The 18,280-nt window shown below is 61.0% G+C and carries 18 protein-coding genes (1 of these 18 cut by a window edge); 5 read left to right on the forward strand and 13 right to left on the reverse strand.

Annotated elements, in window-relative coordinates; translation table 11 throughout:
- Positions 1-21: 21 nt before the first annotated feature.
- Positions 22-1,035: a zinc-binding alcohol dehydrogenase family protein gene (locus tag AC3IX1_RS03435; protein WP_489387142.1), complete on the reverse strand. Its 1,014-nt coding sequence runs from the start codon at positions 1,033-1,035 to the stop codon at positions 22-24.
- A 124-nt stretch (positions 1,036-1,159) separates the two neighbouring features.
- Here AC3IX1_RS03435 and AC3IX1_RS03440 point away from each other — a divergent pair, with 124 nt between their 5' ends.
- Positions 1,160-2,089 (forward strand): LysR family transcriptional regulator, encoded by a 930-nt coding sequence (locus AC3IX1_RS03440; RefSeq protein WP_489387143.1) that lies wholly within the window; start codon positions 1,160-1,162, stop codon positions 2,087-2,089.
- 315 nt (positions 2,090-2,404) lie between these two features.
- Positions 2,405-3,139 (forward strand): transcriptional regulator, encoded by a 735-nt coding sequence (locus AC3IX1_RS03445; RefSeq protein ID WP_489387144.1) that lies wholly within the window; start codon positions 2,405-2,407, stop codon positions 3,137-3,139.
- A 54-nt stretch (positions 3,140-3,193) separates the two neighbouring features.
- Here AC3IX1_RS03445 and AC3IX1_RS03450 read toward each other — a convergent pair whose 3' ends face one another.
- The 6 genes from AC3IX1_RS03450 to AC3IX1_RS03475 all read right to left on the reverse strand — a co-directional run bounded on the left by AC3IX1_RS03450 (position 3,194) and on the right by AC3IX1_RS03475 (position 9,256).
- On the reverse strand, positions 3,194-4,147 hold the full coding sequence (locus AC3IX1_RS03450) for an adenosine deaminase (RefSeq protein ID WP_218430886.1): 954 nt from the start codon (positions 4,145-4,147) through the stop codon (positions 3,194-3,196).
- An 82-nt stretch (positions 4,148-4,229) separates the two neighbouring features.
- A complete protein-coding gene (locus AC3IX1_RS03455) occupies positions 4,230-5,195 on the reverse strand; it encodes an isopenicillin N synthase family dioxygenase (RefSeq protein ID WP_489387145.1) in 966 nt (321 codons plus the stop codon).
- Between the two features lie 144 nt (positions 5,196-5,339).
- Positions 5,340-6,422, reverse strand: coding sequence for a BMP family ABC transporter substrate-binding protein (locus AC3IX1_RS03460; protein WP_489387146.1), 1,083 nt, complete (start codon positions 6,420-6,422; stop codon positions 5,340-5,342).
- Between the two features lie 245 nt (positions 6,423-6,667).
- A complete protein-coding gene (locus AC3IX1_RS03465; RefSeq protein ID WP_489387147.1) occupies positions 6,668-8,026 on the reverse strand; it encodes an 8-oxoguanine deaminase in 1,359 nt (452 codons plus the stop codon).
- 164 nt (positions 8,027-8,190) lie between these two features.
- Positions 8,191-8,880, reverse strand: coding sequence for an SDR family oxidoreductase (locus tag AC3IX1_RS03470; protein WP_489387148.1), 690 nt, complete (start codon positions 8,878-8,880; stop codon positions 8,191-8,193).
- 19 nt (positions 8,881-8,899) lie between these two features.
- On the reverse strand, positions 8,900-9,256 hold the full coding sequence (locus AC3IX1_RS03475) for a MerR family transcriptional regulator (protein WP_150727943.1): 357 nt from the start codon (positions 9,254-9,256) through the stop codon (positions 8,900-8,902).
- A gap of 83 nt (positions 9,257-9,339) precedes the next feature.
- On the opposite strand from AC3IX1_RS03475, the gene AC3IX1_RS03480 reads away from it, so the two are divergent.
- Complete coding sequence (locus AC3IX1_RS03480) at positions 9,340-9,774, forward strand: hypothetical protein (protein ID WP_489387149.1); 435 nt, start codon at positions 9,340-9,342, stop codon at positions 9,772-9,774.
- 72 nt (positions 9,775-9,846) lie between these two features.
- Here the strand turns inward: AC3IX1_RS03480 and AC3IX1_RS03485 are convergent, their stop codons facing one another.
- From AC3IX1_RS03485 to AC3IX1_RS03510, 6 genes are all read right to left on the reverse strand, one after another.
- Entirely contained in the window at positions 9,847-10,773 is a 927-nt protein-coding gene (locus tag AC3IX1_RS03485) for an ABC transporter permease (RefSeq protein ID WP_489387150.1), read from the reverse strand.
- Complete coding sequence (locus tag AC3IX1_RS03490; RefSeq protein ID WP_489387151.1) at positions 10,773-11,879, reverse strand: ABC transporter permease; 1,107 nt, start codon at positions 11,877-11,879, stop codon at positions 10,773-10,775. The genes AC3IX1_RS03485 and AC3IX1_RS03490 overlap by 1 nt, the downstream gene beginning before the upstream one ends.
- Positions 11,880-11,890: 11 nt before the next feature.
- Positions 11,891-13,456, reverse strand: coding sequence for an ABC transporter ATP-binding protein (locus tag AC3IX1_RS03495; RefSeq protein ID WP_489387152.1), 1,566 nt, complete (start codon positions 13,454-13,456; stop codon positions 11,891-11,893).
- 548 nt (positions 13,457-14,004) lie between these two features.
- Positions 14,005-14,586 carry an IMPACT family protein gene (locus tag AC3IX1_RS03500; RefSeq protein WP_489387153.1) on the reverse strand — a complete coding sequence of 194 codons (582 nt, stop codon included), beginning with the start codon at positions 14,584-14,586 and terminating at the stop codon, positions 14,005-14,007.
- Positions 14,587-14,604: 18 nt separating this feature from the next.
- Positions 14,605-15,255, reverse strand: coding sequence for a TetR/AcrR family transcriptional regulator (locus tag AC3IX1_RS03505; protein WP_218480712.1), 651 nt, complete (start codon positions 15,253-15,255; stop codon positions 14,605-14,607).
- Between the two features lie 89 nt (positions 15,256-15,344).
- Positions 15,345-16,265 carry a LysR family transcriptional regulator gene (locus tag AC3IX1_RS03510; RefSeq protein ID WP_056725212.1) on the reverse strand — a complete coding sequence of 307 codons (921 nt, stop codon included), beginning with the start codon at positions 16,263-16,265 and terminating at the stop codon, positions 15,345-15,347.
- Positions 16,266-16,404: 139 nt separating this feature from the next.
- Between AC3IX1_RS03510 and aptA the strand changes: the two genes are divergently transcribed.
- Together aptA and AC3IX1_RS03520 are read left to right on the forward strand one after the other, a co-directional pair.
- Positions 16,405-17,754 carry an omega-aminotransferase AptA gene (aptA, locus tag AC3IX1_RS03515; RefSeq protein ID WP_150727764.1) on the forward strand — a complete coding sequence of 450 codons (1,350 nt, stop codon included), beginning with the start codon at positions 16,405-16,407 and terminating at the stop codon, positions 17,752-17,754.
- A gap of 74 nt (positions 17,755-17,828) precedes the next feature.
- Positions 17,829-18,280, forward strand: the beginning of a protein-coding gene (locus AC3IX1_RS03520) for a CoA-acylating methylmalonate-semialdehyde dehydrogenase (protein WP_056725206.1). Its footprint extends 1,042 nt past the window's final position; 452 of the gene's 1,494 nt are visible here — the first part of the coding sequence; its start codon is at positions 17,829-17,831; its stop codon lies off the right edge, out of view.

Raw genomic sequence — 18,280 nt, forward strand, 5'->3', positions numbered from 1 at the left:
GTGATGGTTTTTTTCAGCGCTTCAGAACCCTTCCAGCACGATCTTGCCCCTGGCTTTGCCGCTCTCAAGCAGGGCATGGGCACGGCGCAAATTGGCCGCATTGATCGTGCCGAAGTGTTCGCCCACCGTGGTTTTCAGGGTCCCGGCATCGATCAGCCAAGCGACGCGATTGAGCAGGTTGTGCTGCTCGATCATGTCCGCAGTTTCAAACAGCGAACGGGTGTACATGAATTCCCAGTGCAGTGACAGGCTCTTGCGCTTGAGCTTGGTCACGTCCAGCGACTTGGGGTCATCGATCAGCGCCAGTTTGCCTTGGGGTGCCAATGCCTCGATCAATTGGTCCAGGTGCTGGTCGGTTTGCGTCAGGCTGGCGACGTGGGTGACCTGATCCACGCCGGCACGCTTGAGTGCTTCGCTCAGTGGCTGGCCATGATCGATCACCAGATCGGCGCCCAGTTCCTTCACCCAGCTTTGGGTTTGTGCACGCGAAGCGCTGCCGATGACTTTCAGGGCCGTCAGTTGGTGAGCGAGTTGCGTAAGAATCGAGCCCACGCCACCCGCCGCGCCGACGATCAACAGGCTCTGGCCTTCGTCGGTTTTGCCTTCGCGCACTTGCAGGCGCTCGAACAACAGTTCCCAGGCGGTGATCGCGGTGAGTGGCAGGGCAGCGGCCTCGGCGAAATCCAGGGTCTTTGGCATGCGGCCGACGATGCGCTCGTCCACCACATGCAACTCACTGTTGCCGCCGGCACGGGCGATGGAGCCGGCGTAATACACCTTGTCGCCGGCCTGGAACAGCGTCACCTCACTGCCCACCGCTTTGACCACACCGGCCACATCCCAACCCAACACCTTGGCCGCGCCACCTTCGGGCTGGACGTTCTGGCGCACCTTGGTGTCCACCGGGTTGACCGAGATGGCTTTGACCTCCACCAGTAAGTCGCGGGGGCCGGCGACCGGCTCCGGCAGTTCGATGTCTTGCAGAGCCTTGTCGTCACTGATCGGCAACGAGGCGTAGTAGGCAATGGCTTTCATGGACGGCTCCGGAACACTGATAAAGAAGAGATTCGATGGGACAGATGATTGGCTATTTCTCCTGAAGATAAAACCGGCTAAAAGAGCAGTCTCTTTCAATATTTTTTTGATAATCGGTGCTCTGATGCTGCGTTTCGATGACTTGCAGTTGTTTGTCCGGGCAGCGGACCTGGGCAGTCTGTCCGCCGCCGCGCGGGGCATGGACATGTCGGCGGCCGTGGCCAGTGCGGCGCTCAAGCGCATCGAACAGCAACTTGGCGCCCGCTTGTTGGCCCGTTCGACCCGCAGCCTGCGCTTGACCGCCGAAGGCGAGGGCTTTCTCGAATACGCCCGCGCGGCCCTGAGCAGTCTCGACGAGGGCCGGCGATTGCTGGCCAGTGGTCAGGACCAGGTCAGCGGGGTACTGCAACTGTCGGCGCCATCGGACTTTGGCCGCAACTTGCTGTTGCCCTGGCTCGACGAGTTTCAACGCGAGCACCCGAAACTCACCGTGCGTTTGCTGCTGGGGGACCGCATCGCCGATCTGTTTCGCCAACCGGTGGACATTGCCCTGCGCTACGGTGAACCGGAGGATTCCAGCCTGGTGGCGTTACCCATCGCCCCGCAGAACCGCCGGGTGTTGTGCGCCGCTCCCGGCTATCTGGCCCGGCACGGCGAGCCGCGGCATCTGGAGCAACTGGCACAGCACAATTGCCTGTTGTACATGCTCGGCAGCCGGGTCCACGATCACTGGAGTTTTCACGACGGCAAACGCGAAGTCAGCCTGACCGTCAGCGGCGATCGCTTCAGTGACGATGCCGATGTCGTGCGCCTTTGGGCCGTGGCAGGTGCCGGGATCGCTTATAAGTCCTGGCTCGATGTGGCCGCCGATGTACTGGCTGGCCGCTTGAAGGTGCTGATGCCGGAGCTGCTCTGTGAGCGCGCACCGTTGAATCTGTTGTGCGCCCATCGCGCACAATTGAGTAAGCCGGTGAACCTGTTGCGTGAAATGCTTGCCAGACGATGCGCCCTTTTGAGCAGTCAATTTCCAGGCTTTTCGGAAGTCGATCATTAGTCGCCCAAAAAAAGAGAAATTTCCCTCAGGAACGATCACCACCTACGCCGGACGGAGGAAAGGATCCGCCGACCAACCCGCATATACTAGCGCCCTCATCATGTCAGTAGCGTCGGTCCCCAATGGCGGATCCACGTTCGAGTCGGCCCGGCTGCACGGTCATCCTTCTGGATTACGCAGCATCGACCAGGCAGCGCAAATGTGTGAGCAAGGCGTTGCCGGGCTTACGGCCGTTTCCACGGGTTGGCCGACGACACATTACTGGTCAAGATTTCTCTGGGCAGTAGACGAAACGATTCAACAGGGAGTGAATACATGGAACATGCACCTTGCATCAGCCAGATTGCCACGCTGCTGGCTGACCCAAAGCGCAGCGCAATGATGTGGGCCTTGATGGATGGTTCGGCGCGAGCAACCGAAGAGTTGGCATTGCTGGCCGGCCTGTCATCGTCGTCGGCCAGTGCGCACTTGGGACGTTTGTCCACCGGAGGTCTGCTGAAGGTTGAAAACCGCGGCCGCAAACGCTTCTTCCGCCTGGCCGCTCCCGAGGTCGGGGCGGCAATCGAAGCACTGGCCAGCGCGACCTTCGCCAGCGCACCCCAGGATATTCCGGACGTGTTCAAGCGCAATGCGCCTCTGGCCAAACCCCGGGCGGTGCGTTCGCCATTGCTCAGTGCCCGACTGTGCGAGGATCACTTGGGGGGCACCCTGTCCGCCGATCTGTATCAGCGGCTGCTGGAGGCGGGCTGGATCGAACACTTCGATCAGCGGGTCACGGTCACGCTCAAGGGCGCGACAGAGTTGGCGGCACGGGGAGTGTTCATCCAGGCGCTGGCCCATCACAACGGCAGGGTTGCCTGTGCCTGCCCTGACTGGAGCGAAAGACGTCCGCACATGGGAGGCTCGCTAGGCGCGGCATTGTTGCAGCTGTTCATGCAGTCGGGGTGGTTGAGCCTGCCCAACGATTCCCGAGCCTTGCAGGTGACGGCCTCCGGGCAACGCGAGATCTATCGCTTTGCCCAGGAGACCGAGTTGGAAATGGCGCTTTAGTGCACCACCGCGGGAGCGAACGCATTCGCTCCCGCGGGGCTGAGGCGCCGAGCCTTACGGTTTCACCAACCGCGCGTCGAGACTGTTCTGCGCCAGGCGTTTGGCCTGGTCCTGGGTCATGCCCAGGTGGGTGTGCAGCGCATGGAAGTTCTCGGTGACATAACCGCCGAAGTACGCCGGGTCATCGGAGTTCACGGTCACTTTCACGCCGCGCTCCAGCATGTCGAGGATGTTGTGCTGTGACATGTGATCGAACACGCAAAGCTTGGTGTTCGACAACGGGCACACGGTCAGCGGGATCTGCTCGTCGATGATTCGCTGCATCAGGCGCTCGTCTTCGATGGCGCGCACGCCATGGTCGATGCGCTGGATTTTCAGCAGGTCGATGGCTTCCCAGATGTACTCGGGCGGGCCTTCTTCACCAGCGTGGGCGACGGTCAGGAAGCCTTCGTGACGGGCGCGGTCGAACACGCGCTGGAACTTGCTTGGCGGGTGGCCCATTTCGGAGCTGTCCAGGCCCACGGCGACGAACGCATCGCGGAACGGCAGCGCCTGGTCGAGGGTTTTCTGCGCCTGGTCTTCGCTCAGATGGCGCAGGAAGCTCAGGATCAAACCACTGGTGATGCCCAGTTGCTGCTCGCCATCCTTCAGCGCGGCGGCGATGCCGTTGAGCACCACTTCGAACGGGATGCCACGGTCGGTGTGGGTCTGCGGGTCGAAGAACGGTTCGGTGTGAATCACGTTCTGCTCTTTGCAGCGCAGCAGGTACGCCCAGGTCAGGTCATAGAAGTCCTGGGACGTGCGCAACACATCGGCACCCCGGTAATACAGGTCGAGGAACTCCTGCAGGTTGTTGAAGGCATACGCCTTGCGCAAGGTTTCGACGTCGCTCCATGGCAAGGCAATCTTGTTGCGCTCGGCCAGGGCGAACAACAGCTCGGGCTCCAGCGAGCCTTCCAGGTGCAGGTGCAATTCTGCCTTGGGCAGGGCGTTCAGCCAGTCGTACATAATTCTTTTCTCATCAGGTGCAATGGTCGCCATTCTACAGAGGGTTGCCGCAACAATTGGTAAAACCTGACCAGGCGGTTCATCACACCGCTTCCGGTTCCCGTCGATAAGCGTAGGTATCGGCGAAGCGCGAGAGCAGGAACTCGGCGCAGGTGGTGGCCGGGTATTTCGCCGGATGCAATGCGTCCTGACAGCCGGGCAGGCAGTCGATGCGGGTATCCGGGTGCGGCTCGGCGAAGAACGGCATCGAATAACGATCCACGCCGAGGGGGCTGATCACCCGGTGCGGCGTCGACAGGTAACGGTCATTGCTCCAGCGCGCCATCATGTCGCCGAGGTTGACCACGAACGTACCTTCGATGGGCGGCGCATCGATCCATTCGCCTTGGACGTTGCGTACCTGCAAGCCACCGGCGGCGTCCTGATAGAGCAGGGTGATGCAACCGTAATCGGTGTGCGCCCCGGCACCTTGTTGCTCTTCGGAGCTGGCGGTGTGGCGCGGCGGGTAATGGATCATCCGCAGCACGCTGACCGGGTCATTGAAGCGTGTGTCGAAGAAATCGCGCTCAATCCCCAGCGCGATGGTCATGGCCCGCAACAGCGTTTGCGCCAGGGCTTGCATGTCGACGTAATGCTGTTCCATCAACGCTTCCCACCCGGGGATGGACGGATGGCGATTGGGGCCGCGCAAGGGTTTTTCCGCCAGTACGTCAGGGTGCCCGGCCGGCAGGTGCAGGCCCATGTCGAAAGTTTCTTTGAGGTCGCTGGGTTTGCTTGGGTCCAATTGCTCGGTGGCAATGGCGCCGTAACCGCGATGGTGGCGGGTCTGGGTGATGTCGATCTTGAGCTTTTCGGCAGTGGGTTGGCCGAAGAAGCGCTTGGCGCTGTCGAGCAGTTCGTCGATTCGCGCAGTGCTGATCGGGTGGCCCTTGATGTAGAAAAATCCCCACTCGCGGCAGGCGAGGTCGATTTGCCCGGCCACGGCTGGCCAGGCGGATGGGTCATCGCTGTAGAGCGGGGTGATGTCGATGATCGGAAGGCTGGTCATACGCAATCCTGAATACGCTGAAGATCAAATGTAGGAGTGAGCCTGCTCGCGATGAGGGCGTGTCAGACAACATATCTGCTGAATGAAACTCCGCTATCGCGAGCAGGCTCACTCCTACAGGGGATATGTGGCGTGGTCGGAGGGTTACTTCGGAATCTCGGCCTTCATGCCTTCCACGTAGTAGTTCATCGACGCCAGTTCCGCCGTGGTCGCGCTCGCGCCGGCCGGGATTTTCTCGACCCCGGCCTGATCCTTGATCGGCCCGGTGAACAGTTGCAGCGCACCGCTCTTGATGTCGGCGATGAGCTGCTCGGCTTCGCTCTTCACCGTCGCCGGCACCAGGTCGCTGATCGGCAGCTCAACCGTGCCTTCCTTCAAACCGCCCCAGTAGTCCCGGGGTTTCCAGTCATGGTCGAGCACGCTTTGGGTTGCCTGAACGTAGTGCGGGCCCCAGTCGTTGACGATGGAGGTCAGCACCGCTTTCGGTCCGAAATGCGCCATGTCCGAAGCGTAGCCCACGGCATACACGCCGCGACGTTCGGCGGCCTGGATCGGCGCGGGGCTGTCGGTGTGCTGGAACACCACGTCCACGCCCTGGTCGATCAGCGCGTTGGCGGCATCCGCTTCCTTGCCCGGATCGAACCAGGAATTGACCCACACCACCTTGATCTCGGTGCCGGGGTTGTACTTGTTCAGGGCCAACTGGATGGCGTTGATGTCGCGGATCACTTCCGGGATCGGGAACGAAGCGACGTAGCCGACCTTCTTGCTCTTGGTCATCTTCGCCGCGAGGAAGCCGCCGACGTAGCGACCCTCGTAAGTGCGCGCCAGGTAAGTGCCGAGGTTCTTGTCCTGCTTGTAGCCGGTGGCGTGCTCGAAGGTCACCTTGGGAAACTGCTGGGCTACTTTCACGGTCGGGTTCATGTAGCCGAAGGAGGTGGTGAAGATCAGGTCGTACTTGTCCTTGGCCATGTTGCGGATCACCCGCTCGGCGTCGGCGCCTTCGGCGACGTTTTCCACGTAGTTGGTGGTGATCTGCGAGCCGAATTTTTCCGCGAGTTCCTTGCGCCCCTGTTCATGCTGATACGTCCAGCCGTGGTCACCGATCGGACCGATATAGACGAAGCCGACTTTCAGCGGATCGGCGGCTAAGGCGGTCAGGCTGGCGCTCAAACCGATGGCCGCCGCAACGGCGCAAAGCAGCTTCTTCAACGGACGTTTGTGCATGAGTTGGAACTCCATTTTGTTGTGAGGTTGGCTGCGCTCTCTGGCTTGCACAGGGCAATGCAAATTGCTGACCAACAAGACAACAAAATATGAATCCGCGGTGATGCTATCGCGAGCAGGCTCGCGACAGGTCCTTGAAGTCCGATAACAGTGCATGTCCTTGCACAGCTGCCATCCACTGGTGCGCCAATCGACAAAACCAATGTGGGAGCAGGCTCGCTCCCACAGTTTTAATCGGTGTTGTATCAGGTCCCGGCGATCAGCTGTCGAGCCGCCTGGCTGTGGTCAGCAATCAAGCCTTTCAGATCCAGCCCTTCGACCTGCCCATCGATCACCCGCCACTTGCCGCCGACCATCACTCGATCCGCGCGATCAGCACCGCACAGCAGCAACGCCGAGACCGGATCATGGCTGCCGGAGAAGCGCAGTTCATCCAGCTTGAACATCGCCAGGTCAGCCTGCTTGCCCACCGCCAACTCGCCGATATCGGTACGGCCCAGCAGGCTCGCCGAACCCTTGGTCGCCCAGCCCAGCACGCGCTCCGGGGTGATCTTCTCGGCGCCATAACGCAGACGCTGGATGTACAACGCCTGGCGCGCTTCGAGCATCATGTTCGAGGCATCGTTGGACGCCGAGCCGTCCACGCCCAAACCAAGCAAGGCACCGGCATCGGTCAACTCGATGCTCGGGCAGATGCCCGAGGCCAGGCGCATGTTCGAACTCGGGCAATGGCAAATGCCGGTGCCGGCGGCGCCGAGGCGGGCGATTTCGTCCGGGTTGAAATGGATGCCATGGGCCAGCCAGGTGCGCGGGCCGAGCCAGCCGACACTGTCCAGATAGTCCACGGTGCGCAGGCCGAAGCGTTGCAGGCAGAAATCTTCTTCGTCGAGGGTTTCTGCCAGGTGGGTGTGCAGGCGCACGTCGAGTTTGTTCGCCAGCTCGGCACTGGCCGACATGATTTCCGGGGTCACCGAGAACGGCGAGCACGGTGCCAGGGCGATCTGGATTTGCGCGCCGTCTCCGCGCTCATGGTACTCGGCGATCAAGCGCTGGCTATCGGCGAGGATCACTTCGCCTTCCTGCACGGTCTGTTGCGGCGGCAGGCCACCGTCCTTCTCGCCGAGGCTCATGGAACCGCGGGTCAGCATGGCGCGCATGCCCAGTTCGCGAACGCTCTCGACTTGCACGTCGATGGCATTTTCCAGACCTTTCGGGAACAGGTAGTGATGGTCGGCCGCAGTGGTGCAACCGGACAGCAGCAATTCAGCCAACGCGACCTTGGTGGCGAGGGCGAGTTTTTCCGGGGTCAGGCGTGCCCAGACCGGGTACAAGGTTTTCAGCCACGGGAACAGCGGCTGATTGACCACCGGCGCCCAGGCGCGGGTCAGGGTTTGATAGAAGTGGTGATGGGTGTTGATCAGGCCCGGCAGGATCACATGCTCGCGGGCATCGAACACTTCATTGCACGGAGCGGACGGTTGTTGACCGGCGCCAAGCACTTCGACGATCAAACCGTCTTGCAGCACCAGGCCGCCACGGGCATCGAGACCGTTGGAGGTGAAAATGGCGAGGGGATTTTTTAACCAGGTACGGGTCGCAGGCATGTTGGCCGGCTCCTCTGAAAGTTGGGTTCAGGGTTGCCAGCTCAGTGTTGCCCTGTCTGCTGATCCAGGTTCGCCGGGGAGGCGAGGTGCGAAGTGTCGATCAAAACGCTCTGGCGGGCAAGCCCAACCCGACAGGACAACACCCCCCCAGTGGGCGACGGTGATTACCAGGGAATGGTTTCACCTCGGTAATTGATGAAGTAATGCCCGCCCTTGCCGACATACGCATTCACTTGATCGACCAGGCCACGGGTGCTGGTTTCCACGTCGATGTCCGCGCCTTCACCCCCCATGTCGGTTTTCACCCAGCCCGGGTGCAGCGACAGCACGGTGAGACCGGTTTCGCCCAATTGAGTAACGAAGCTGCTGGTCATGGAATTCAGCGCCGCCTTGCTGGCCTTGTACAGTGCCAGTTCCGGCGCATCGGGCATGGTCACGCTACCCAGCACCGAACTCATGAACGCCAGCACGCCGGTGTCCGGGCGGATCTGGTCGACAAAACGCTGGGCCAGGTTGATCGGCGCCACGGCGTTGGTGAAAAACAGCTGGCCGACTTCGGCCATTGTCGCGCCGCCGTTCGGCGTCTGGACATCCGGCCCCTTGACCCCGGCATTGACGAATAACAGGTCAAACACATCACCCTTGAGTTGTTGGCTCAGGGCGGACACCGCCGGCTGATCGTCCATGTCGAGCTTTTCGATCCGCACATTGCCCAGGGCCTGCAAGGCTTCGGCTTTTTGCGGATCGCGCACGGTGGCGGTGACTTGCCAGCCATCGGCCAACAGGGTTTTCACCAGCCCGAGGCCAAGCCCCCGAGAGGCACCGATGATGAGTGCGGTTTTTGCCTTGGACATGAGTGGCTTCCTTGAAAGTTCAGGATCGTGGATTCAATGGACACTGTTGCCCGAGCCGTTGTTGCAACTCATCGCGCAGCGCGCCGAGTTCGGCCATGCGGGCTTCGATCAGTTTGAGTTTGTCTTGCAGCAGTTGCGTGACGGCGCTGTCCGGATCGGGCGATTGCCAGATTGTAGCGACGCTGTTGCCGATCTCGCCGAGGGTAAAGCCCAGTCGTTGAGCGGTCTTGATGTACTGCACCAGTTGCACCATGTCTGGCGGATAGTCGCGATACCCGTTGGCGCTGCGTTGCGCTGCGATCAACCCGCGCTGCTCGTAGAAGCGCAGCGTGTCGCGGCTGACGGCGCTGGCCTGGGCTAATTCACCGATGCGCATCATGACGTCTCAAGGGGGGCTTGACCCTGGAGCATACTCCAGGCTTTAGCCTTGTTGCTCCCTGAATTGATGGAGCAATGTCGATGTGGACTACAGCGCAATATCGCCGGTTGGTGCAAGGCAGTGCCTGGTACGACCTGATCGTGACGGTCGCGTTTGTCACTCCGTGGAGTTTTGCGGCGTTGCATGGGGTTTTGACGGGGGTGAGTCAGGCGTTGAGTTTGCCCGGTGAACTGCCACCGTTCGAACCGGTGCACATGTTGATGGCGAACCTGTTGGGGTCGATTGTCTGCGTGTGGGCAGTGCTGCGGATTCGTGATCCGCAGCAGGTTTATGGGCGGTATGACGCCGTGGCCAGATTCCTGTTCTCGGCCTGGCAGGCTTATGCCCTGATCCATGGCGCGAGTTCGATTCTGGTGGTTTTTCTGGTGTTTGAATTGGCGTGGGGCGTGGCTCAAGTGTTGCCTGTTCGGGCCCCTTCGCGGGCAAGCCCGCTCCCACAAGGTACTGCTGTGTGATCTGGATTGTTGCCATGCCTGCGATCCCTGTGGGAGCGGGCTTGCCCGCGAAGAGGCCGGCCCAGTCGCCACCTAATGCCCGGCCTGCCACGGCTGCCCCAACGACACCGGCGCATACAACCGTGTTCGCAGCGCATCCCGTGACAGCAGCACCAGCACCACAATGGTCGCGACATACGGCAACATCGCCAGCAGACTCGACGCAATTGCCAGCCCCAACCCCTGCGCCACCAGGTGCAGGATGCTGGCGAGCCCGAACAGGTACGCGCCGAGCAGCAGGCGCCACACCCGCCAACTGGCGAAGACCACCAGCGCGAGGGCAATCCAGCCGCGCCCGGCGCTCATGTTCTCCGCCCACATCGGTGTGTAGGCCAGGGACAGATAAGCCCCGGCCAACCCAGCCATCGCGCCGCCGAACAACACCGCCAGGGTACGCACTGCCAACACCGGCAAGCCCATGGCGCTGGCGGCGTCGGGATTTTCGCCGACCGCCTGAATGATCAGCCCGACGCGGCTTTTCAGAATCACCCAGGCCACCAGTGCGAACATCGCGAGCGACAGATACACCAACAGGTCCTGGGCAAACAGCATCCGCCCGATCAGCGGGATTTCACTCAGATAGGGAATCGCCATCGGCTCGAACCCCGCCAGCGGCTTGCCGACCCACGCCGCACCGACGAAGGTCGACAGGCCCACGCCGAAAATCGTCAGGGCCAGGCCGGTGGCCACCTGATTGGCGTTGAACACCAGCGCCACCAGGGCGAACAGCGATGACAACAGCATCCCGGCGAGCATCGCCAGCAACACGCCGAGCCACAGGTGTCCGGTGTTGAACGCGACGATGAAACCGATCACCGCGCCAAACAGCATCATGCCTTCCTGGCCGAGGTTGAGGACGCCGCTTTTCTCGCAGATCAGTTCCCCCAGCGCCACCAGCAGCAACGGCGTACCGCAGCGGACCATGGCGTAGAAAATATTGCTCAGCAGATCGATATCCATCACAGCGCTCCTGCTTGTACGGCGGTGGCTTGTGCGCGGCGGGTCCAGCGCAGGTTCAAGCGCGGTCGGTAGAGAATCAGCACATCACTGGCCAGCAGGAAAAACAGCATCATGCCCTGGAACAATTGGGTGATCGCTTGCGGCAGGTTCAGGCTCATCTGCGCACTTTCGCCGCCGATGTACAGCAGCGCCATCAACAGGCTGGAAAACAGGATGCCGACAGGATTCAAACGGCCGAGAAATGCCACGGTGATCGCCGCATAGCCGTAGCCCGGCGAAACCTGCGGCACCAACTGGCCGATGGGGCCGGTGACTTCGCACACACCGGCCAGCCCCGCCAGGCCGCCGCTGATCAACAGCGCAAGCCAGATCAGGCGCTTCTCGCGAAAGCCGACGAAACCGGCGGCACGCTTGTCCAGCCCGAGCACCTTGATCTGGAAACCGACAAAGCTTTTCTGCAACAGCACCCACACCGCCACCAACACGAGCAGGGCGAAGTAAACCCCGGCGTGGACCCGGCCATCTTCCATCAGCAGCGGCAAGCGGCTGGCGTCGCCGAACATCGCCGATTGCGGAAAATTGAAACCTTCCGGATCTTTCAACGGGCCGTGAACGCAGAACAGCAGCAGGTTCAGTGCGATGTAGTTGAGCATGATGCTGGTCAGGATCTCATTGGCGTTGAAGCGCGTGCGCAACCACGCCGTCAAGCCGGCCCACGCGGCGCCCGCCAGGGTGCCTGTCAGCAGGATCAGCACCAGCGCCCAGCGGCTTTGCATATCGATGATGTTCACCGCCAGCGCACTGCCGGCCAACGCGCCGAGCAGCAGTTGACCTTCGGCACCGATGTTCCAGATGCGCGCCTGATAGGCGACGGCCAGGCCCAATGCGCAGAGCAGAATCGGCAGGGCTTTGACCAACAATTCGGAGACGCCATACAGGTCGCTGACCGGGGCGATCAGCAAGGTGTGCAAGGTCAGCAGCGGGTCGTGCCCGAGCGCGATAAACAACAAGGATCCACAGCCTAGGGTCAGTGCAGCCGCCAGCAACGGCGAGCACCACAGCATCAGGCGCGATTGCTGGCCGCGGGGTTCAAGAGAAAGCAGCATGTGACACTCCGTTAACGCGTGGCGGATGCGAGTGATTGAGGGGCACCGAACTGGCCGGCCATCCAGCCGCCGACATCGCTCAGGCGCGTGTCGACTGTGGTGTGGAGCGCCGACAGTCGACCGCCGCACAAGGCGCCGAGGCGGTCGCTGATCTGGAACAGTTCGTCGAGGTCTTCGGAAATCACCAGGATCGCCGCGCCGGCATCGCGCAAGGCAATCAAGGCGCGGTGAATGGTGGCGGCCGCGCCGACGTCCACGCCCCAGGTCGGGTGTGCGGCGACCAGCAGCCTGGGTTGCTGAAGGATTTCCCGGCCGAGGATGAATTTCTGCAAATTGCCCCCGGACAGGCTGCGGGCCGGCGCCTGGCTATCGGGTGTCTTGACCCCGAAACGGCGGATGATTTCCTCGGCCAGTGCTTCGGCTTTGCCGCGCTGGATCAGGCCGTTACTCACCAATCCTTGTTGGAAAGCGGTCAGCAGCGCGTTATCCGCCAGGCTCAGCTCCGGCACCGCGCCATGACCCTGGCGTTCGGCGGGGACGAACGCCAGGCCGAGTTGGCGGCGTGCATCAGGACGCAAATGGTCAACTGGCTCCTTGCCAAAACGGATCGTCGCGCTGGCGTTGCGGGGCAGCAGTGCTTCGCCGCTGAGCAAGGCCAGTAACTCGTCCTGACCATTGCCCGCGACACCGGCGATGCCGACAACTTCACCACAGCGCACTTCAAGGTCGATGTCCTTGAGCGAGCAACCGAACGGGTCGGGGTTGTGCCAGGACAAGCCATTCACACTGAGGAACGTCGCAGCGCCAGTCACCTTTGGATAATCGGTGATCAACTCCGCCGCTTCACCGACCATCAATCGCGCCAACTGCTGATCCGAACACTCGGCCGGCACGCAATGCCCGGCCACCCGTCCGCCGCGCAGTACCGTCGCGCTGTGGCACAACGCGCGGACTTCCCCGAGCTTGTGACTGATGAACAAAATGCTGCAGCCTTCGGCGGCGAGCCGGCGCAGGGTGACGAACAAGTCGTCGGCTTCTTGCGGCGTCAGCACCGAAGTCGGTTCATCGAGAATCAACAGGCGGATGTCCTGCATCAGGCAGCGAATGATTTCCACCCGCTGCCGTTCACCGATCGACAGGCTGTGGACAAGTCGCTCCGGTTCCAGCGCCATGCCGTAGCGCCGGGACACTTCGCGAATCTTCGGCTCAAGCTGTCTGGGTGTGCCTGCCGCCGCGCCCATGGCCAGGGCGATGTTCTGCGCCACGCTCAGGGTTTCGAACAGCGAGAAATGCTGGAACACCATACCGATTCCCAAACCCCGGGCCTGGGCCGGGTTGCGCAGGCTCACCCGCTGACCTTGCCAGATCACTTCGCCGGAATCGGCGTGGGTGACGCCGTAGATGATCTTCATCAGCGTGCTTTTGCCCGCGCCGTTTTCGCCGAGCAGGGCATGGATCTCGCCAGAGGCAATGGTCAGGTCGATGGCATCGTTGGCCAGGCAACCGGGGTAGCGTTTGCTGATTCTGCGCAGTTGCAGGCGCGGAACCGAATCGGGGATTGGAGCGTGATTGGGCATGACAGGCTCAGTGCTGTTGGACTTGTGCCTGTGGATAAAGCAATTTTCTGGCCACTAGGTCAGGAAAACGTCGAAGCCCTGTGACCAGAGGCGTTGAGTACGCAGCTTTCAGATGTGCCACGTAGAGCCCGGCACCACATGGGGGCAAGGGTGCAAATCAAGCCCCGATTTCGCTCGTGGGGTTTTGCTCAAAAAATGAGCAATCGACCACAAGCCATACCGTGCAGGGCGCCGAGACGGCCATGAACGGGTTATCCACAGATTGCTCCACAGTATTTGTGTGCAAGCTCGAAGCACGGGCATAAGCACTGAGTGGCTTTCTTCTAAAGGCGATAAACCGTTGTAACTGTTTGTTTTTATTTGAATTTGATGTGCTTGATGGCGGATTGGACGAAAATTGAGCAAAGTCCGCAAAGCCGCATGACAGAAGGGTTACAGCGGTATGTGCTCAGGTTATCCACAGGCGGGTGCACAGCAGATGTGGGCAAATATGGAATAAGTGAAAAAGCGGCGTGCCCCAAAAGATCGCAGCCTGTGCTGAAGCGCTTTTAGCGCTGCAACAAAATTCGTCCGCGACTCAAATCGGCCAGCTGTGACTGTAAGGTGTCGATCTGTGCATCGCCCACGGCCAACTGCAACTCGACACCATTGGCGGTGAAGCTTTCATCCACAACCAATCCACCAGCCTCCGCCACCCGCAGCTTGACCAGGGCCAACTCGGCAAATCCGCAAGTGCAACGCAGCGGCACCCGGCTGATCAGCTCGATCTTTGGCGCCGCTTGCAGGCATTTGTTTGCACCCCCGCCATAGGCCCGGGCGAGCCCCCCGGTGCCCAGTTGGATGCCTCCATACCAGCGAATCACCAGCACCGCGACCTGATCGCAATCCTGCGCCTCGATCGCCGCCAGAATCGGCCGGCCGGCCGTACCACCGGGCTCGCCATCATCGGTGCTGCGATACTGATCGCCGAGTTTCCAGGCCCAACAGTTGTGCGAGGCATTCAAGTCACTGTGCTGTTCAATGAACGCATGGGCCTCGGCCGGGCTGGAGATCGGCGCGGCGAAGGTAACGAAGCGGCTCTTGCGAATCTCTTCGCGGTATTCGCAAAAACCGCTGAGGGTAAATGGCATACGTACCTGAATGGCTACTTAGATGGCAGGTTTCAGGCCGCAGCCCTTGAGAATGATGCGGATCAGGTTGTCCCCGGCGTCTTCCATGTCCTGTTTGGTCAACCTGGTACGCCCGGTGACGCGGCAGATCTGCGTGGCGAAGTCGGCGTAGTGCTGGGTGCTGCCCCACAACAGGAAGATCAGGTGCACCGGATCGACCGGGTCCATTTTACCGGCGTCGATCCACGCCTGGAACACGCCCGCACGACCCTGGAACCAGGCACGATAATCCTGGTTGAAGTACTCGGTCAGGCATTCACCGCCGCTGATGACTTCCATGGCAAAAATCCGCGAGGCTTGCGGCTGGCGTCGGGAGAACTCCATTTTCGCGCGGATGTAGCGGGTCAAGGCTTCGGTCGGATCGTCCTCGGCGGTGAGGGTGTTGAAGGTGCTGTCCCACAGTTCGATGATGTTGCTCAGCACCGCCACGTACAAACCGAGCTTGTTGGTGAAGTAGTAATGCAGGTTCGCCTTGGGCAGCCCGGCATTCTGGGCGATGGTGTTCATGCTGGTGCCTTTGTACCCGTGACGGGCGAACTCGTCTTCGGCGGCTTTGATGATGGTCTCTTCGTTTTTCTGACGAATGCGGCTGACGGGTTTTCCGCCGTGGGCTGGGACTTCAAAGGTCATAAGCACTTCCGAACTGATGGGTGGGACGGCCAGTGCGTTGATAACGTACCCACTGGCTTCAGACAAGTCATTATGTGGCGCAATGATCATTAACGCGTCGCGGCCAGGCTCTCGAGAAAACTCTCCAGCACAAGATGCGGGCGACGCCCCTTGCGGGTGACCGACGCCAGGCTCAGGTCATAGAAACGCGTTTTGGCTTTCAACGCGCGCAACCGACCTTGCTGCACCCAAAGACTCGCGTAGTGATCCGGCAGATAACCGATGTAACGCCCGGTCAGGATCAGGAAGGCCATGCCTTCGCGGTCCGAGGCGCTGGCGGTGCAATTGAGCGCCTGGTAGTGAGCCTGGATCTCCGCCGGCAAACGGAAGGTGGGCGCGATGGCGTCCTGACTGTTCAAACGTTCATCGTCCAGTTGCTTGTCGTCGACATAGAACAGCGGGTGACCGACCGCGCAGTACAACAACGAGCGCTCGCTATACAGCGGTTGATACTCCAGCCCCGAGAGCGCGCTGGCCTGCGGCACCACGCCGACATGTAGACGGCCGTCGAGTACGCCTTGTTCGACTTCATTGGGCGCGATCATGCGGATCTGGATCTGCACGTCGGGGCCGCGTTCCTTCAATTGCGCTAGGGCATGGGTGATGCGCATGTGGGGCAGGGTGACCAGATTGTCTGTCAGACCAATGATCAATTCGCCACGCAAGTGCTGGTGCAGACCGTTGACCTCGGTACGGAAGCTTTCCAGTGCACTTAGCAGTTGTAACGCCGATTGATAAACCTCGCGGCCTTCCTCGGTCAGGGAAAACCCGGCACGTCCCCGCTGGCACAGGCGCAGACCGAGGCGTTGCTCCAGATCGCTCATCTGCTGGCTGATCGCCGAGCGACCGATGCCCAGCACGGTTTCCGCCGCGGAGAAGCCACCGCATTCCACCACGCTGCGAAAGATCCTCAGCAGGCGAATATCAAAGTCGCTGACCTGGGCCAGCGGATCGGGACGGCGAGAGCTCATGCGGGTTACTCAATAGTTTAGTAATTGGCTGACTGAACATTAGAAGAGTTGGATTTCACAGACTTTATCTCCGTGGCAATTTAGCTGCAACAACGGTTTTCATTCCTTACGCCGCTTATTGCCTTGCGAGGTTTCGCCCATGAACCAGCCTGAAAACGCCCCGACTTCCCTGGCCAGCCAGCTCAAGCTCGATGCTCACTGGATGCCTTACACCGCCAACCGCAACTTCCAGCGCGATCCACGCCTGATCGTTGGCGCCGAAGGCAGCTGGCTGATCGACGACAAGGGCCGCAAGGTGTATGACTCGCTGTCCGGTCTTTGGACCTGTGGCGCCGGGCACACCCGCAAGGAAATCCAGGAAGCGGTCGCCAAGCAGTTGGGTACCCTCGATTACTCGCCAGCCTTCCAGTACGGCCATCCGCTGTCCTTCCAGCTGGCTGAAAAAATCACCGACCTGACCCCGGGCAACCTGAACCACGTGTTCTTCACCGACTCGGGCTCCGAGTGTGCTGACACCGCCGTGAAGATGGTCCGTGCTTACTGGCGCCTGAAAGGCCAGTCGACCAAGACCAAAATGATCGGCCGTGCCCGTGGTTACCACGGCGTGAACATCGCCGGCACCAGCCTCGGTGGCGTGAACGGCAACCGCAAACTGTTCGGTCAGGCGATGATGGATGTCGACCACCTGCCGCACACCTTGCTGGCAAGCAACGCTTACTCCCGTGGCATGCCGGAGCAGGGTGGTATCGCCCTGGCTGATGAGTTGCTGAAGCTGATCGAACTGCACGATGCTTCGAACATCGCGGCGGTATTCGTCGAGCCATTGGCCGGTTCCGCTGGCGTGCTGGTTCCACCACAGGGTTACCTCAAGCGTCTGCGTGAAATCTGCGACCAGCACAACATCCTGCTGGTGTTCGACGAAGTGATCACCGGTTTCGGCCGCACCGGCACCATGTTCGGCGCCACCACCTTCGGCGTGACCCCGGACCTGATGTGCATCGCCAAGCAAGTCACCAACGGTGCGATCCCGATGGGCGCGGTGATTGCCAGCTCCGAGATCTACCAGACCTTCATGAATCAGCCGACGCCTGAATACGCGGTCGAATTCCCGCACGGCTACACCTATTCCGCGCACCCGGTGGCTTGCGCCGCGGGCCTGGCAGCACTCGACCTGCTGCAAAAGGAAAACCTGGTGCAGAGCGTGGCCGAAGTCGCACCGCATTTCGAAAATGCGCTGCACGGCCTCAAAGGCACCAAGAACATCATCGACATCCGCAACTTCGGCCTGGCCGGTGCGATCCAGATCGCGCCACGTGACGGCGACGCCATCGTGCGTCCGTTCGAGGCCGGCATGGCGCTGTGGAAAGCCGGGTTCTATGTACGCTTCGGCGGCGACACCCTGCAGTTCGGCCCAACCTTCAACAGCAAGCCGCAGGATCTGGATCGTCTGTTCGACGCGGTCGGCGAAGTGCTGAGCAAGATCGACTGATTTCTCCTTCTATATACCTACAAACAACAGGTGCTCCGAAGCGAGCACCTGTGGACAACTTTTCAGGAGCTTCCATGAGTGTTATTCCGCATTTGATCAATGGCGAACTGGTGACCGAGAACGGTCGCGCGGTTGATGTGTTCAACCCGTCTACCGGTCAGGCTATCCACAAGCTGCCGCTGGCGACCCGCGAAACCATCCAGAGCGCCATCGACGCGGCCAAGGCTGCATTCCCGGCCTGGCGCAACACGCCGCCGGCCAAGCGTGCCCAAGTGATGTTCCGCTTCAAGCAACTACTGGAGCAGAACGAAGCTCGCATCTCGCAATTGATCAGCGAAGAGCACGGCAAGACCCTGGAAGATGCTGCCGGTGAATTGAAGCGCGGCATCGAGAACGTCGAGTTCGCTTGCGCGGCTCCGGAAATCCTCAAGGGCGAGTACAGCCGTAACGTCGGCCCGAACATCGACGCCTGGTCGGACTTCCAGCCGCTGGGCGTGGTTGCCGGTATCACGCCGTTCAACTTCCC

Source organism: Pseudomonas sp. KH_046_2 (assembly GCF_057838985.1).

What these genes read in the sequence shown, in the direction of transcription:
- AC3IX1_RS03505 (WP_218480712.1), bottom strand. Translation starts at nt 15,255, where the DNA reads ATGACCTTTGAAGTCCCAGCCCACGGCGGAAAACCCGTCAGCCGCATT.
- AC3IX1_RS03445 (WP_489387144.1), top strand. Translation starts at nt 2,405, where the DNA reads ATGGAACATGCACCTTGCATCAGCCAGATTGCCACGCTGCTGGCTGAC.
- aptA (WP_150727764.1), top strand. Translation starts at nt 16,405, where the DNA reads ATGAACCAGCCTGAAAACGCCCCGACTTCCCTGGCCAGCCAGCTCAAG.
- AC3IX1_RS03435 (WP_489387142.1), bottom strand. Translation starts at nt 1,035, where the DNA reads ATGAAAGCCATTGCCTACTACGCCTCGTTGCCGATCAGTGACGACAAG.
- AC3IX1_RS03465 (WP_489387147.1), bottom strand. Translation starts at nt 8,026, where the DNA reads ATGCCTGCGACCCGTACCTGGTTAAAAAATCCCCTCGCCATTTTCACC.
- AC3IX1_RS03485 (WP_489387150.1), bottom strand. Translation starts at nt 10,773, where the DNA reads ATGGATATCGATCTGCTGAGCAATATTTTCTACGCCATGGTCCGCTGC.
- AC3IX1_RS03510 (WP_056725212.1), bottom strand. Translation starts at nt 16,265, where the DNA reads ATGAGCTCTCGCCGTCCCGATCCGCTGGCCCAGGTCAGCGACTTTGAT.
- AC3IX1_RS03455 (WP_489387145.1), bottom strand. Translation starts at nt 5,195, where the DNA reads ATGACCAGCCTTCCGATCATCGACATCACCCCGCTCTACAGCGATGAC.
- AC3IX1_RS03490 (WP_489387151.1), bottom strand. Translation starts at nt 11,879, where the DNA reads ATGCTGCTTTCTCTTGAACCCCGCGGCCAGCAATCGCGCCTGATGCTG.
- AC3IX1_RS03495 (WP_489387152.1), bottom strand. Translation starts at nt 13,456, where the DNA reads ATGCCCAATCACGCTCCAATCCCCGATTCGGTTCCGCGCCTGCAACTG.
- AC3IX1_RS03440 (WP_489387143.1), top strand. Translation starts at nt 1,160, where the DNA reads ATGCTGCGTTTCGATGACTTGCAGTTGTTTGTCCGGGCAGCGGACCTG.
- AC3IX1_RS03450 (WP_218430886.1), bottom strand. Translation starts at nt 4,147, where the DNA reads ATGTACGACTGGCTGAACGCCCTGCCCAAGGCAGAATTGCACCTGCAC.
- AC3IX1_RS03480 (WP_489387149.1), top strand. Translation starts at nt 9,340, where the DNA reads ATGTGGACTACAGCGCAATATCGCCGGTTGGTGCAAGGCAGTGCCTGG.
- AC3IX1_RS03475 (WP_150727943.1), bottom strand. Translation starts at nt 9,256, where the DNA reads ATGCGCATCGGTGAATTAGCCCAGGCCAGCGCCGTCAGCCGCGACACG.
- AC3IX1_RS03460 (WP_489387146.1), bottom strand. Translation starts at nt 6,422, where the DNA reads ATGCACAAACGTCCGTTGAAGAAGCTGCTTTGCGCCGTTGCGGCGGCC.
- AC3IX1_RS03470 (WP_489387148.1), bottom strand. Translation starts at nt 8,880, where the DNA reads ATGTCCAAGGCAAAAACCGCACTCATCATCGGTGCCTCTCGGGGGCTT.
- AC3IX1_RS03500 (WP_489387153.1), bottom strand. Translation starts at nt 14,586, where the DNA reads ATGCCATTTACCCTCAGCGGTTTTTGCGAATACCGCGAAGAGATTCGC.